Below are 13009 nucleotides of genomic sequence, written 5' to 3'. Positions count from 1 at the left end.
AACGGATCGGACGACCGATCGATGCTTTTGACCCGAGAAACTGCACTACGCCATGACCGTCCTCACAAACGACTCAACTTCCTTTGTAACCACTCCGATCGCCGCGGCGGCGGGCAGTGACGAGCGCATGGAGGCGTCTGGCTTGGTCCATGGCGCAGCGCCCAAAGAAAATTCGCTTAAGTTGGAAGACGCCGCGCGTCTCATCCGGGAAACCGCCGAGCGGCTGTGGACGGGATCCAAGGCCGCCGTTTGGGGCCTGGTGCAGATGCTGCTCAATTTCTTCCGCTGGATCACCCGGCCGTTTCGCGCAGGTCCGAAAAGCGGAACTGGTGCTCCGGTCGACGGTGAGTCGACGCAGCAAGCCGGCCCCGGCAGTTCCGAAGATATCAATCGGCTGACCGATGGTCCGGCTGACAACGCGCTCGATGGCAAGGCACAGGGCGAGGCCAAGGGGACCCAAGAGTCGACGGCGAGCAGTGGGGCTCCTCCGGAGGAAAGTAGTGCCGTCCCCGACGATTATGTCGGGCGGGACGGGGGTGTCGATTTACCTGTCCCTGGTCTGAAAAGGCCGGTGAAGTTCGCGTTCCCCGCGGGATTCGCAGGGAACAAGCTCGGGGGCGATCTTCCGCTCGGTGAAGAGACGGTCGTGGGTGCCATGGAGCGAATGCACGAGATGTACCCGGACCTGGATGGCGTCGATATGAGCAAGATGCCTCTTGCTGCTGCCATCAGCCTACTTGGACAGTGCGTATCCGACATGGCGCAAGCCCAAGCACAAGCGCTCGCGCTGGACGAACAGATCAACACGCAGCTGGTGGCGCTGGCCGCCTTGGGCAACACGCCGGCCGTCCAGTTGTTGGCGGAGGTGCTGGCGAGCAACGAGCTTGGGGGCCTGCAGGGTGCCGAGATCCGGCGACTGCACGCTAAACGGGTGAATTGCGAGCAGAGAGCCGCAGCGCTCCAAGAGGCTATCGAAACTTCGCTGCTGCGTGCGCGCCTGGACGTCACAGACATCGCGACTCGCACGAAGGTCGAGGAGGCCCTGCCGGACTGGAGGGGCAGGATCTCTCTGCCGGCCGATCGAGAGCCTCCGGCCCTGACTCCAGCGGAGCGCCAAGAGCTCGCGCTCGATGTCGATCCGGAACTGGACATTGAGCCCGCAGAACCGAGCCCGGAACGGGTGGCCAGCCTGAAGGCAGCACTGATTTCAAACGTATCGAATGACAATGAGCACGAACACGAAAGCCGCCCCCGCGGCTAGAAAGATCTCGGCCAAGGCCGTGGCCAAATCTCCCGCGGCGAGAAAGCCTGTCGCGACGGCTGCGGCCAAGAAGCGCGTGAGCAAGCCTCGCGTTCCCTCGCAGAAGCAGCTGCTGGCGCGCCAGGAGCGACGCGAGAAGAAGGAGATCGAGCGGGCCGAGCGCAGCGCCAAGCGCCTCCTCCAGATAGAGCTGGCGAAGAAGGAGCGCCTGGCCGCGCGTGAGGAGCGGCAAAAGCAGCGCGAAGCCGCCAAGCTCGCCGAGCGCCTGGCGCGCAAGGAAGCGAAAGCAGCGAAGAAGCTCGCGCGCAAACTCGGGCGCCCTGGGGTGCCCACGATCAAGAAGGACATGGAGATCGACCACTCCGAACTTCTCAAGCCCTGGTCGGAGCGCCCCCTCACGGGACGTGACGTGGACACGCTGTGCAAGCGTTTCGATCTCAATGCTTCCGAGTTCGCCTCGGCGCTTGGCCTGCAGAATCGCTTCGCCTTCGCCAAGCTGCTGCGATCGAGCAAGGTCATCCCTTTCGACGTTGAGATGCTCTGTCGGCTTTACGACGAAAGTCCTTCACCAGCGCCCTGGCGCAAGTACGAGGCCGACGAGGTGTTCAGGTTGTTGTACGGCCCACTGATTGACCAGGTCTCCATAGCGGGGGACGCCGAGGATCGTCACCACGTCGAGATGCAGTACTCGAAGCGCTTCACATCCGCGCTCGATCGCTCTTCTTCGACCGCCTACCGCTGGATGGAGAAATCCGAAGGAAGCGGCGCGCGGCTGGTGATCGATCTGCTCCTGCGCAAGATCATGTCAATGCCAAACCCCCTGGAGGCGCTCGAACGTGTATCGACCGTCGTGCACCGTGTTCGTGGTGGAGACTTCGAGACGCGTGGTCCGGCTCCCATTCCGGGTGCACCGCGCAGCAAGCGCGGCCGCGCATCGGGTCGTAGCGCCGCTCGCCGCGGCTCGGCGATGCCACTGCCCATCCGCTCACTTACCCTCTGATCGCCTGAAATGAAGCAACCTGTTGTTCTTCCGCCGCGAGACGAAAAGCGCATTGGTCGTCCCAACGGAGCGACGTTCTTTCGTTCGTTCCTGCTGGCCGACCGCCGTCCATCGGTCATCAACTTCCGCGAAACGCTCGTGGGACTGGAGGGGACGAATCCGCGGGACCTGCCCGACGATCTCGTCTGGGCTGTCCACGGTACCCGTTCGATTTCTGATGCGGGCATCTATTTCTCGAAGGCCTCGATCGACGAAGGCAAGCTCCTGTACGAGGTTGAACTCTGGATGGCCTTCGACAACCTCAAGGACTCGACGACCTCGGTGACCGAACAGTCGGTGCGCAACTCGGGTCTCCTCACCTCGACCCGGCTTCGTGCTGACTACGAGCAGGAGCTCAAGGAAATCGTCCTGTCGTATCTGGAGGGTCGGATCACCAAAAAGGACTACAACGTGGTGTCCACGTTCAGCCTGCAGCAGCTGCTGATCCAATTCCCGTCTGCCGTCTGGCGATTCATGCGTGAGCGCCCCTACGTAAAGGGTTTCGTCCACCAGGCGGTGGTGCGCGTCGCCGAGAAGAACGACAAGCGCGATGCTGTGGCGGCCCGCCTCAACGTCATCACGTTCCGCCCGGAAGCGAAGCGGGTCGTGGAGGCTTCCGTGCGACAGGACGCAACGATCAAGATCACGCTCTAAGACAAGACGATGTTGGATTTCGCAATGATGAGCGCCGAAGAGGCGCTGGAACAGACGCTGGTCCTGGCGGCCAGGGCCAAGGAAGAACGTCGCCTGGGTGCCCCACCGGTGCGGCATGTCTCGCTCGCGGAAAGCGATCTGGAGCGGCTTCGCGACTGCCTCTTGGCTCACGTCGAGAACCTGGGCCATGTCGAGCTGAGTTCGCCGACGATGATCGATGTCTACCTGAACACCGCTGCGCGTGCGCTGATCGAAGAGGCGCAGTTGGCGGGCGTCTGCACCAAGCCGGGTCTGCACTGGTTTGCCCGCCTGGGAAGCGTGTGCATGGTGCTGTTTGCCGATGAGCAGCGCCTGCGAACCGTCGATTCGAATCATCTAGTGGCGCTCGCCCACGAGAGCGCCATTCGCACCGCGCAGAAGGCCGGCCGGCCGTTCAACAGCCAGGCGCTCGCGACCTACGAAGCGCGGGCTGGCGCCGCCAACCACGGCGAACGTATCGGCTAACTGGCTCCCGCAGGCGCGGAGCCTCGGCCCGCGCCGCACCCATCTTCCAGCCTTCAACGTCGCCCTCCGACTCGCTCGGACGGGGCGTTGTTGCGTAGCACCTGCACGGTTCTCCAAAAATCTCCGGCGGCAGTGGCGCTCACTGATACCATCGGCGCAGGGGTCGTACGTCCGTAGCAATACCAAAGCGCGGACTAAAACGACGGTATTCGCGGCCACGTCGAGCGGCATCTCGTTGCTCTGGGGTTGTCGCAAGCAAAGGTTCAGGTCAGGATTTCCCATGCGTTTCGCCCACGCTGCAACGACACACTCTGCCGGCTCCGCCTCAGGCGCGCCGTGCCCAACCTCGCGCTCGCGGGGCCGTTCCGTGGTGCACATCGCCTGGGGCCTGTTCGCCGCGCTGGCGTTGATGCTCATGGCGGGCGTGGCCTCGGCGCAGAGCGCCGGCACGACTCAGCTCACGCAGCCGTACATCGATGCGACCAAGTCCTCGGACATGTCCACCCAGGCGTTCACCGCATTGCTGGGCACATTCTTCACGAACCCGTTCTCGGCGATCGGCACCGCGTCGACGCTGCTGGGCAGCATGTTCCTGGTGTTCAACACCTTTATCCTGGTGGCTGGCACGATCTGGGCGACGTATGGGATCGGGGTGGCCATCGTCCAGACCGCTCACGAAGGTCAGCTCATGGGCAAGAAGCTCTCACAGGTGTGGCTCCCGATCCGGATGGTCACCGGCGTGGCCAGCCTGATCCCCGCGTTCGGAGGATTCTCGCTCTCGCAGGCCGTGCTGGTGTTTGCGACGACGCTCGGCATCGGCGCGGCGAATCTCGGCTACAACGCGATGATCGACGGGACGAACAACCTGACCACGGTGGTGGCCCCGTCGTTCGTCACCCCGAAGGGGCAGGGCGCAGCTTCACTGGAACAGGCGACCTTCGATCTGTTCCGATCGCACGTGTGCATGCTGGCCCAGAACGCCTACGTCGAGGCTCACGAACGCGAGGGCCTGAACATGACGGCAGAGCGAGTCTCGCGAATCAATGGGGCAAGCGGGAGCATGGCCGCCGTGAGCTATGGGAAGCCCGGCTCACCCACCTACTGCGGTGGTGTAGGTGTAGATGCAACGAACGTCACTTCGGAAGGCCGCAGCGCAAGCTCCATCGGAGGCTACCGGGTGGCGTCGGTCAACTATGACGGGATTGCACAGGCCATGCAGCAGCGGGCGGCATCCAACTTCTCAAGCTATGCGTCACAAGTCGAGAGCCTTGCGAGCAACTGGTATGCGAACTTCGTAGCGAGCCAGAACGGCGGCCCCACGGCTACTTTGCCAAGGCTGCAGCTCGAGGGGATTGCGGCGAACTATTACGCTGGAATTCAGGCAGCGGCCGGCAACCAGCAGCAGCAATCCCAGGCGCTGAATTCGTCGGCGATCGAGTCGATGAGGAAGTATGGCTGGTTTGGTGCCGGCGCCTGGTACGCGACGCTGGCCGAGGTCAACGCTGCGATGGCGCAGGCGGCCCAGAGCGTCAACTTCCGTGCCTTCCCGATGCTCGTCAACTCTACCGGGAACAACACGAAGCTCAACGAGGCCCTGAACGGCCTGATTGCTTCCACCGAGAAGGCGGAGAGCGCGCCGGAGAACGCCCAGGCAAAGGGCAACTCTTCGGGCCCACAAGCGCTCTGCGCGCTTCTGTCGAGCTCGTTGGCAGATGCAACGACCACCCCGACCGGCAATTGCAGCTTCGGCCAGTCGTTCGCGATGAAGCTGATCGACCTTTCGACCTCGGGCGCCGGCGGAGCGACCGCCTCAAGTGCCTCCGGCCTGCGTCTGATTGATCCCATCATCGCCATGAAGAACATGGGGGACTACCTCATGGTCGCGGCAGAGTCGGGATTCGTCATCTACTCCTACGTGAAGCAATACAGGCCAACCGACGATGAGGACGATGGCAAGAGCGGCGGCGTGATGTCGACCGCGAAGTCGGTTGCTGGAACGGTGCTCAGCAAAGTGGCGAAGTTCACGCCGATGAGCGGCCTGGTCTCCGCGTTCGAATCCCTGATGGCCATTCTTCCGACCTTGCTCGGCGCCATGTTCATCCTCGGCGCGGTCATGAGCCTGTGGCTCCCGATGGTGCCCTTCGTGAACTGGTGGGGTGGCCTGGTGCAGTACCTCACCATCTTCTTCGAGGGGATCGCAGCGGGCCCGATCTGGGCGTTCGTCCACTTGGATGCGAACGGCGAGGGGATGGGCCAGCGCACGGAAACTGGCTACTTATTCATTATTAATATGCTCTTCCGGCCCTTCCTGATGCTCCTGGGCTTCGTGGCAGCTGCGGCACTTATGATCGTGATGGGCAGCTTCCTGTTCTGGATTTACCCCTCGGTAATGGGCAACGTGCAAGGAAACTCGGTCACCGGTGTTGCGTCGATCATCGGATTTCTGGTGATCTTCTGGGTATTGATGCACACCTTGGTCACGACCTTGAGCAACATGTCTGTGCTGCTGCCAGATCAGGCGCTAGCATGGGCGGGTAAGGCCATTGGCGCTACGCTCGGCCGGGACGCGGACCAGCAGACCCGTGGAACGTTCATGGCGTTCGGCCGGTTCGGTCAGCAGGGGATGGGGGAAGTGGCCAAGGGCGCGCAGCAGTTGAGGGCGGCCAACGCGAAGGCGAAAGCGGAAGGTGGCGGAAGCACCGCTAGACCTGGCGTCAGCGAGTGAATAAAGGACGACGATGAGTCAATTTGATGCGTTTCTTGCAGATTCCTCTCGTATTGGGAGCGAGATCCGAGCCGCGAAGGCGCAGGCCGACGACGCTGAACTCGCGCTACGACGTGCACAGAAAGCGAACAAGTTAATTGCCGACCTGGAGCAGTCCAACGCAGGCAATCTGGCCATGAAGTACTTGGCATTGCGCGAACTGAAGAGGTTGGACCCGACTCATCCGCTAGTGCGCGATGCAGCATTGCGTGAGCAGGTCTCGGCTGCGGCGAAGAAGGTTCTTAAAGTGTCTGGCAATTGGGACGACGTTCGCGACTTCGGACAGAACTACAAGCTGCCCGGCCGCTGACCCTCGCGGTGCCCTTACGGAAAGGGATTGCGGCCCGTATGCTGGTTTCATGACCGCGAAGCCAACCCCCGACGTCCACTTCATCCCCAGCCTTGACTATCACGCCTGGAAGATGAGCCAGGCGCGCGGAATTGCGGCTGTGCTCGCCCAACTCGGGGCAGAGACGTACTATGCTTGGGTCGCCCATGCTCTGGTGACCAAAAGTGCCATTCCTGTGCCGGGCCTTCTCGGCAACGTGCCGAAGCTGAATGGCTTCGCCCTGATCGAGAAGCCGGGTGTTTATCGTGTCGAGCTGCTCGGTCCGGAAGCGATTCGCGGCAAGCCTCGCACCGGGACACCGATCACAACAATCTACAGTTTCCACGTTCCCGGTAAACCATCTCCCGGCGTTCTACGGGAATGGGATCAGATCCTCCATGACTATGGCTCGATGAACCGCTGCCCCCTACTGGCGCCTTCTTTCATCACAGTCATCAACCACAAGTACGAGAAGCTCGACGCAGAGCTGACTCAGGCCGTGGCGGAAATCAGCAACTACATTGGCTTTGCGGCTTGGCTGCACAGCACGGGGAAGATGTCCTCTGCCTTTATGCAAGCGAAATATCTTGAAAGCTTGCCCGCCTGGGACATCGAGGGTCGGGCGATCGTCACGGCATCCATCGCACGCGCCGAGCAGGCGGCACGTGCGGACCTGGAGAGGAAGCTCAATCCTCGCTTCAGCACCGCGGAGCGATAGTTTCAGCGAAGGATTGCTCGTCATCGAGCTCATCGAGTTGGCGTGCGTGCTCGATCTCGTACACCCCCCTGATGGCGGAGGCCGAGGACACGCTTGCCGTGTGGAACACGAGGTGGAACACCACAGGCGACTCGCCGCTCGCATCTCGGATTGGCAAGTAGAGCACCTGGCTGTCGCCGATCTTGCCGTCCTGGAGGCTGGACTGGACCCTTGCGCGGAAAGCCTGGAGCGTCTCGCCCTCATTGACCATCGCGGGCGCATGACGGTACATCTGCGCAATCGCGCGGCGGAACCCAGCCGAGTCGTCGGCGAGAAGCATCGCCTTGTCGCGCCGGCCGAATCCGGCCTTTACCTGGACCGATGTGGCCACGTTCGCGAACTCGTCTGCGCTGAGTTCGCTGACAGGTCGAGCCGCGAGGAAGGCGAATAGCGCGTCCTCCGCGGCCTCGCGCTTGCCGTTGGCCTGACCCTTCGCGTTGCCGTCGGCGTCGACGCAGTTCCACACGACGAGCGAACTCGTTGCGCTCGCCGAGGGCTCGAAGCTGTAGCCGCGCAGGCTCGGGCAGAAGTCCGACGGCTGCTGGGCGTGGTACGCCAGGCCGATCGCGGCCGACGTCGCGGCGTGAGCCTCGGTTGGCCCCGACCCCAGGACGCGGTGGCCATACCGCTTGTAGATGTGGTCCGGGGCCAGCACCAGGAACTGCTCCTGCGGGTCGCGGAACACGTGGATCGTGCGTTTGCGCCAGGCGAGGGCCTCGATCTCGGGCGGAAGACCGATCGAGGAGGGGATGTACGGCGCGCCGAGCTCGGCGTCCCGGATGGAGCTGGTTTTCATGGATCTTCCTTCGGGCATCAAAAAGATGCCTGTTCGCGCGCTCGGGTCGTGTTTGCAACTAGCCCCAAGCACGGATTCGCAAAATTGCATCGTCAAAGTTGATCGTATCCTTGCATCCAAAAGTCTCAGCATGTTTTAATCTGAGCATTCGGTTTGTAGAGACGTGTTAGCGAGGAAAGAAACAAAAGAGCGCAGTAGTTCCAGGAAACTTGTTGCGCATCGGGGGACCGGCAGCCCAGCCAAGCGTCCAGATCCGCATTTCTCACACGTCGCCCACCCATCCAACCACCACCTACCTCGACCTTTACTTCTCAAGCATGTTCAAGAACGCACCCCGACGCGCCTCGGCGCTGGCAACCACCAGCGCTCGCCGCGCAGCCCTCCTCGTACTCGTCCTCTGGGCGTCAGCCGGGAGTGCCTTGGCCGGTTTCGTGGATAGCCGGCCCGCTCCAGCCCCGGTGGCTCCGGCGGCAGCGGCCACCGGTGCGGCGGTGCAGGGCGGTGCGGCGGTGCAGGGCGGTGCGGCGGTGCAGGGCAGCGCGGTGGCAACGCCCGTGGGTGGTGAAGGAACCGCACCTGCCGCGCCGGCTGCACCTGTGGCGCGTCACTTCACGATCTCGCGCAGCGACAAGACCATTCGAGAAGCGTTGGTCGCCTGGTCGGGTCGTGCTGGCTGGACCCACGATGCCGAGCACTGGACCGTTCCCTTCGATTTGCCGGTGCTCTCTTCGGCCGACCTCGGCACCGACTTCAAGGACGCCGTGCGCGCGCTGCTCGCCAGCACGGACCTCACAAATACGCCACTTCAGCCTTGCTTCTATTCGAACAAGGTGCTGCGCGTCGTTCCCAAGGCGGAGCTTTGCGACCGGATGGCCGCCCATTGACTCGAGGCGACCCGCCGCCGAATCGCCCCACGCTCGTTTAGGACTCACCGATGATGAAATCCATTCGCCTCGCCATTCTTCCTGTGGTTGCCGCCGTCCTCGCAGGTTGCGCTTATCAAGAGCACGTCCGGGTCGATGCCCAAGCCGCCGACAAGGAAATCGCCACCACACGCAACGCCCTGATCGACCAGATCAAGGATTCGGAGAAGGTGCGAATCGCCGCCCAGGACGTGCCGCGCCCCTTCATTGCAGGCAACCAGGAACCGTTGGCTCGTGAAATGAAGATGCCCTCGGCGCTTCGCCGCTCGGTGCCGATCACGGCGAACTTCCAGCGCGGCTCTGTCGACCTGCCGACCGCGCTGAACCAGGTTGCCGAGGCATCGGGCTTGATCATTACGGCGACTCCGGATGCGCTACTCCCGCCAAGCCAGTTCGCCGCGAAGCTGGCGGCAAAGGACGCACCGATCCTGGGCCCTTCCCGCGTTCAGCTCCAGGCGTCGAACGTGCCCTTGTGGCAGCTGCTCGACGACATCGCTCGCCAGGCGGACGTGTCATGGCGCCCGGTTCCCACCGGCGCCGAGTTCTATCGCGTCGAGACCCGGATCTTCAACCTGCAGGCGATCCCGCAGATCGCTACTACCTCGGCCACGCTGGGCCGCAATGGCGGTTCGAACACGGTCTTCGAGTCCCAGAGCAAGACGGGTTTCACGAGCAAGGATCAGAACCTGATCACCGGCATGAAGGACACCATCGACGCACTGCTCACCATGAGCGGCAAGGCGGTGATCAGCCAGGAAAGCCAGACGCTCGTCGTGACCGATACGGCCAAAGCGCTCGCGCGGGTGGCCAAGTACGTGGAAGACCAGAACAAGCTGATGTCGCGCCGTGTGCGCGTCCTGATCGAGTCGATAGAGGTCACGACCAAGGACGACAACGACTATGGCCTGGACTGGAACCTGATCTACAAGGCCGCGAACAGCGCGGTGTCGGTCGCATCGCCTGCATCGCTGGTGGCCACGCAGGTAGGCACGACGGGCTGGGCTCGCACGACCGGCAAGCTGTCGGGCAGCGACGCAGTGGTCCAGGCGCTCAACGAAGTCGGCACCGTCGTGAATCGCCGTTCGTTTCCGTTCACGACCACTTCGGGTCGCCCCGTCACGCAGGCCATCCGAACGACCTTCAACTACGTTGATCAGGTGCAAGCGACCGCCGTCAGCTCCTCGATCATCAGCACGGCCGCCCAAGCCCCGACGGTGACGCAGAAGGAAGAAACCGTGGGGACGTTCGTGACCCTCGTGCCCACCGCAAAGGCCGACGGCACGATCTTCCTGTCGGTGAGCTTCGACGTCACCAGCGCGCAGCCCCTGAAGGCTTTCACCGTGGGTTCTGGCGACTCGGCTGTGACGGTTCAACAGAAGACGATCGACGGTCAAGGCGTCATTCAGGAAGTGCCGGTTCGCTCGGGCCAGACCGTCGTGATCGGTGGCATCGAGTCGAACTCGAACTCGGTCACCAACCGTCGTTTGGGCGCCAACTTCCCGCTGGGACTCGGCGGCTCGGATCAAGGCCGTGCCACCAAGAGCCGGATGGTCCTGCTCGTCACCGCGATCGCGGAGGAGGGCGTCTGAAGCCAGCGAGCAGGGTGCCCAGCGCCCTCATGCCTGCTTGATCAGATCTCTCAGCGAACCAGGAACTCCCTCTGTGGCCTTTCTCAAGAAGAAGACGAAATCCAACCAAGACGGCGGCCGCTTGCCGCTGGTGGTTGCGGTCGACGAGAACGAGCCGAAGGCGATCGCCTTCGGCGTGAGCTGGCGCGCAGTGGCTTCGCGCTCGTCGACGCGCTCCGATGCCATCAAGATCGCCCGCTCGGGCGGCGCAACCCACCTGGTCTCCTCGTTGCAGCAGTTCGGCTACGGACTCGTGCCCGCTGACGCTGCGCCGTCCGGCACCAAGGTCTTCGCAGCTGCTCGGGTCGCCGCGCGCCAGCACGGGGGTGATGCGATCTACGCGCTGAAGCTGTTCCCCGACAGCAACGAGTACTGGTTCGCGGTCATTCGTGGCGGCCAGCCCTCGTCGATCGACCGGATCATCCTGTCGGACAACGACATGGAGCTCATTGACGCGGCTCGCAAGGAGATCGACAGCGGCCTCGAGGACGACATCACCTACGCGGTCTTCACGAACCTCGAAGACCATGAACTGAGCGACAAGGCACGCGGCCTGACGGTTGCGGACCTGATGCTCGCGGCGGCCGGGGAAGAGGACGTGCTGCAGCCGCTGCCCAAGAAGAGCGGCGAGATCCCGAAGCCGGTCATCGGCGTTGTCGCGGTGGCGCTCCTCCTGGCGCTCGGCAACAAAGGGTGGAGCATGTACCAGGAGAAGGAGCGCAAGCGCCTGGCGCGGCTCAATGCACAGGCCGAAGAGCCGCCGGAGCAAGCCTGGGCGCGCGCGATGAAGTCCTGGGCCGACGCGCATCGGGCGGCCGATCCCCAGGGGCTGGCCGCCGTGCGCGTGTCTCTCGGGACCGTTCCGCTCGTTTGGGGCGGGTGGGAACTGCAGAACGCAACCTGCAACGCCGCGCCGCCCGTCGCCGCTGCAGCAGGCGCTGGCACGCAAGGGGATAGGCGCTGGGGCTGCTCTGCAATCTACACCCGCAGCCCCACCGGTCGCCTGAACCGGGAGATGAAGGCCACCACGCCCCAGGGCTGGACGGTCCAGTACCGGGGGCTCGACACGATCGTGGGGAGCTGGAGCGTCACGCAGGCGGCGCAGCCCTTCAGGTACGAAGCGCTGCGCTCGGTCGAAAGCCACATGGTGGAGACCATCAGCCGATTGCAGAAGCTCAGCGCCGCCTTCGGCCAGGTCGGGGAGGTGTCGTTCACGCCAGTCGAGATCACGCCGCCTCGCAGGAAAGATGGCACCGCAGTCCCCATAGTCGCCTCCGTGCCTCAGCTGCGCGCCGCGACGTTCACGCTCAAGGCACCGCTGCGCAGCGTCGACGCTCTCATCGACGCCGGCGTCGAGGCGGACTGGCAGCAGCTCAGCATGTCCTTCAAGCGGGCCGATGGTGAAAAGGTCGACATCAAGACCTCCGCGTTGACTGCGGACCTCAAGGCCGTGATCTACGCAAAGCAGTGACCAGCTCCGGATCTCAATTTTTCAAAGCACCTCGCCCATGCAAAATCTCCGTCTTCGTCAAGTCGCAGCGCTGGCTGTCACCGCGTTCGCCGGCTTGTCGTTCTCTCCAGTTGTCCTCGCGGCCGACGCCTCGGCAGCTCTCGACAAGGCGCCCCAATCGGCGGCGATGCGCGACAGCGTGGTCACCGTGGACACGCTCATCACGAACGAGAACCAGCAAGCGCTCGCTCGCTCGATGGAGCAGTCGGTGGCGTCCGGCTTGATCCAGACCCCGAAGCCCGCGACGCCTTCGGGTCCGGCGCCAGCACTCATCTTCGTCGCTTCTATCTACGGGATCGGGAACGACCTTCGGGCGAACATCGGGTTCAACGGTGAATCGTATGAGCGTGTGCGGGCGGGAGCGCGTGTCGGTGCCTGTGTGATCACCGAGATCACCGGCCGCGCGGTTGTGCTGAAGCCGTCACGCAAGGGCTTGGCGGCGGCCCAGTGCCCCACCGGCAAGTGGACCGGCGTCAATCCGCTCTCGCTTGCGAACCTCGGGATGGGCGTGGATCCAGCCAGGTCCGGCGGCGCAGCCCTGCCTTCTCCAGCTATTCCGACGCCATTCAGCTCGGTCGGCGGGCCCTCCAGGCCGATCGAGACGGTCCCGCGTGCCCCTGCTCCGCTCAAGGTGAGCCAGCCGACGATCCAGCTGGTTCCGGGTGGCCCCGCGGCCGCAGGTCAGACGGCTGTACCGCTCATCCCGCGGCAGCTCGAGCCTGTGCAGGACGGGCGGTTGCAGCAGCCTGCTGCAACCAACTGAACAAGATCGGACCCACGTCTAATGCTCTTCGGACTCGGAAAATCCAAGAAGAACGCGGCACCGGCAGTCCGCGCCGCGGCGG

12 protein-coding genes are annotated in these 13009 nt (G+C 63.6%); 11 read left to right on the top strand and 1 reads right to left on the bottom strand.

What is annotated here, in order from left to right; genetic code table 11:
* The first annotated feature begins 52 nt into the window (after window positions 1-52).
* From APY03_RS37945 to APY03_RS37915, 7 genes are all read left to right on the top strand, one after another.
* A complete protein-coding gene (locus APY03_RS37945; protein WP_068685713.1) occupies window positions 53-1261 on the top strand; it encodes a hypothetical protein in 1209 nt (402 codons plus the stop codon).
* Window positions 1227-2261, top strand: coding sequence for a hypothetical protein (locus APY03_RS37940; protein ID WP_068685712.1), 1035 nt, complete (start codon window positions 1227-1229; stop codon window positions 2259-2261). The genes APY03_RS37945 and APY03_RS37940 overlap by 35 nt, the downstream gene beginning before the upstream one ends.
* Window positions 2262-2270: 9 nt before the next feature.
* Complete coding sequence (locus tag APY03_RS37935) at window positions 2271-2954, top strand: hypothetical protein (RefSeq protein ID WP_068685711.1); 684 nt, start codon at window positions 2271-2273, stop codon at window positions 2952-2954.
* A 27-nt stretch (window positions 2955-2981) separates the two neighbouring features.
* On the top strand, window positions 2982-3458 hold the full coding sequence (locus tag APY03_RS37930) for a hypothetical protein (protein WP_198161379.1): 477 nt from the start codon (window positions 2982-2984) through the stop codon (window positions 3456-3458).
* A 367-nt stretch (window positions 3459-3825) separates the two neighbouring features.
* Window positions 3826-6183 carry a DotA/TraY family protein gene (locus APY03_RS37925; RefSeq protein WP_068685709.1) on the top strand — a complete coding sequence of 786 codons (2358 nt, stop codon included), beginning with the start codon at window positions 3826-3828 and terminating at the stop codon, window positions 6181-6183.
* Between the two features lie 13 nt (window positions 6184-6196).
* On the top strand, window positions 6197-6532 hold the full coding sequence (locus APY03_RS37920; protein WP_068685708.1) for a hypothetical protein: 336 nt from the start codon (window positions 6197-6199) through the stop codon (window positions 6530-6532).
* Between the two features lie 49 nt (window positions 6533-6581).
* Window positions 6582-7268 (top strand): hypothetical protein, encoded by a 687-nt coding sequence (locus tag APY03_RS37915; protein ID WP_068685706.1) that lies wholly within the window; start codon window positions 6582-6584, stop codon window positions 7266-7268.
* On the opposite strand, the gene APY03_RS37910 is transcribed toward APY03_RS37915, so the two are convergent.
* Window positions 7249-8103 (bottom strand): hypothetical protein, encoded by an 855-nt coding sequence (locus APY03_RS37910; RefSeq protein WP_068685704.1) that lies wholly within the window; start codon window positions 8101-8103, stop codon window positions 7249-7251. The genes APY03_RS37915 and APY03_RS37910 overlap by 20 nt on opposite strands.
* Before the next feature lie 317 nt (window positions 8104-8420).
* Here APY03_RS37910 and APY03_RS37905 point away from each other — a divergent pair, with 317 nt between their 5' ends.
* The 4 genes from APY03_RS37905 to APY03_RS37890 all read left to right on the top strand — a co-directional run bounded on the left by APY03_RS37905 (window position 8421) and on the right by APY03_RS37890 (window position 12927).
* On the top strand, window positions 8421-8987 hold the full coding sequence (locus tag APY03_RS37905) for a toxin co-regulated pilus biosynthesis Q family protein (protein WP_146039593.1): 567 nt from the start codon (window positions 8421-8423) through the stop codon (window positions 8985-8987).
* 50 nt (window positions 8988-9037) lie between these two features.
* Window positions 9038-10615, top strand: a complete 1578-nt coding sequence (locus APY03_RS37900) for a hypothetical protein (protein ID WP_068685699.1) — start codon at window positions 9038-9040, stop codon at window positions 10613-10615.
* 73 nt (window positions 10616-10688) lie between these two features.
* On the top strand, window positions 10689-12125 hold the full coding sequence (locus APY03_RS37895; protein WP_068685697.1) for a type 4b pilus protein PilO2: 1437 nt from the start codon (window positions 10689-10691) through the stop codon (window positions 12123-12125).
* Between the two features lie 37 nt (window positions 12126-12162).
* On the top strand, window positions 12163-12927 hold the full coding sequence (locus APY03_RS37890; protein ID WP_146039594.1) for a hypothetical protein: 765 nt from the start codon (window positions 12163-12165) through the stop codon (window positions 12925-12927).
* Window positions 12928-13009: the final 82 nt, after the last annotated feature.

Origin of the sequence: Variovorax sp. WDL1 (assembly GCF_001541225.1) — a bacterium.
Taxonomy (GTDB): Bacteria; Pseudomonadota; Gammaproteobacteria; order Burkholderiales; family Burkholderiaceae_C; genus Variovorax.
Note: the sequence above shows the minus strand (reverse complement) of the source record. Positions and strands in the feature narration are given on the sequence as shown.

Coding starts and splice junctions, on each gene's coding strand:
- APY03_RS37890 (WP_146039594.1), top strand. CDS start 12,163: ATGCAAAATCTCCGTCTTCGTCAAGTCGCAGCGCTGGCTGTCACCGCG.
- APY03_RS37915 (WP_068685706.1), top strand. CDS start 6,582: ATGACCGCGAAGCCAACCCCCGACGTCCACTTCATCCCCAGCCTTGAC.
- APY03_RS37910 (WP_068685704.1), bottom strand. CDS start 8,103: ATGAAAACCAGCTCCATCCGGGACGCCGAGCTCGGCGCGCCGTACATC.
- APY03_RS37940 (WP_068685712.1), top strand. CDS start 1,227: ATGAGCACGAACACGAAAGCCGCCCCCGCGGCTAGAAAGATCTCGGCC.
- APY03_RS37945 (WP_068685713.1), top strand. CDS start 53: ATGACCGTCCTCACAAACGACTCAACTTCCTTTGTAACCACTCCGATC.
- APY03_RS37920 (WP_068685708.1), top strand. CDS start 6,197: ATGAGTCAATTTGATGCGTTTCTTGCAGATTCCTCTCGTATTGGGAGC.
- APY03_RS37930 (WP_198161379.1), top strand. CDS start 2,982: ATGAGCGCCGAAGAGGCGCTGGAACAGACGCTGGTCCTGGCGGCCAGG.
- APY03_RS37900 (WP_068685699.1), top strand. CDS start 9,038: ATGATGAAATCCATTCGCCTCGCCATTCTTCCTGTGGTTGCCGCCGTC.
- APY03_RS37935 (WP_068685711.1), top strand. CDS start 2,271: ATGAAGCAACCTGTTGTTCTTCCGCCGCGAGACGAAAAGCGCATTGGT.
- APY03_RS37905 (WP_146039593.1), top strand. CDS start 8,421: ATGTTCAAGAACGCACCCCGACGCGCCTCGGCGCTGGCAACCACCAGC.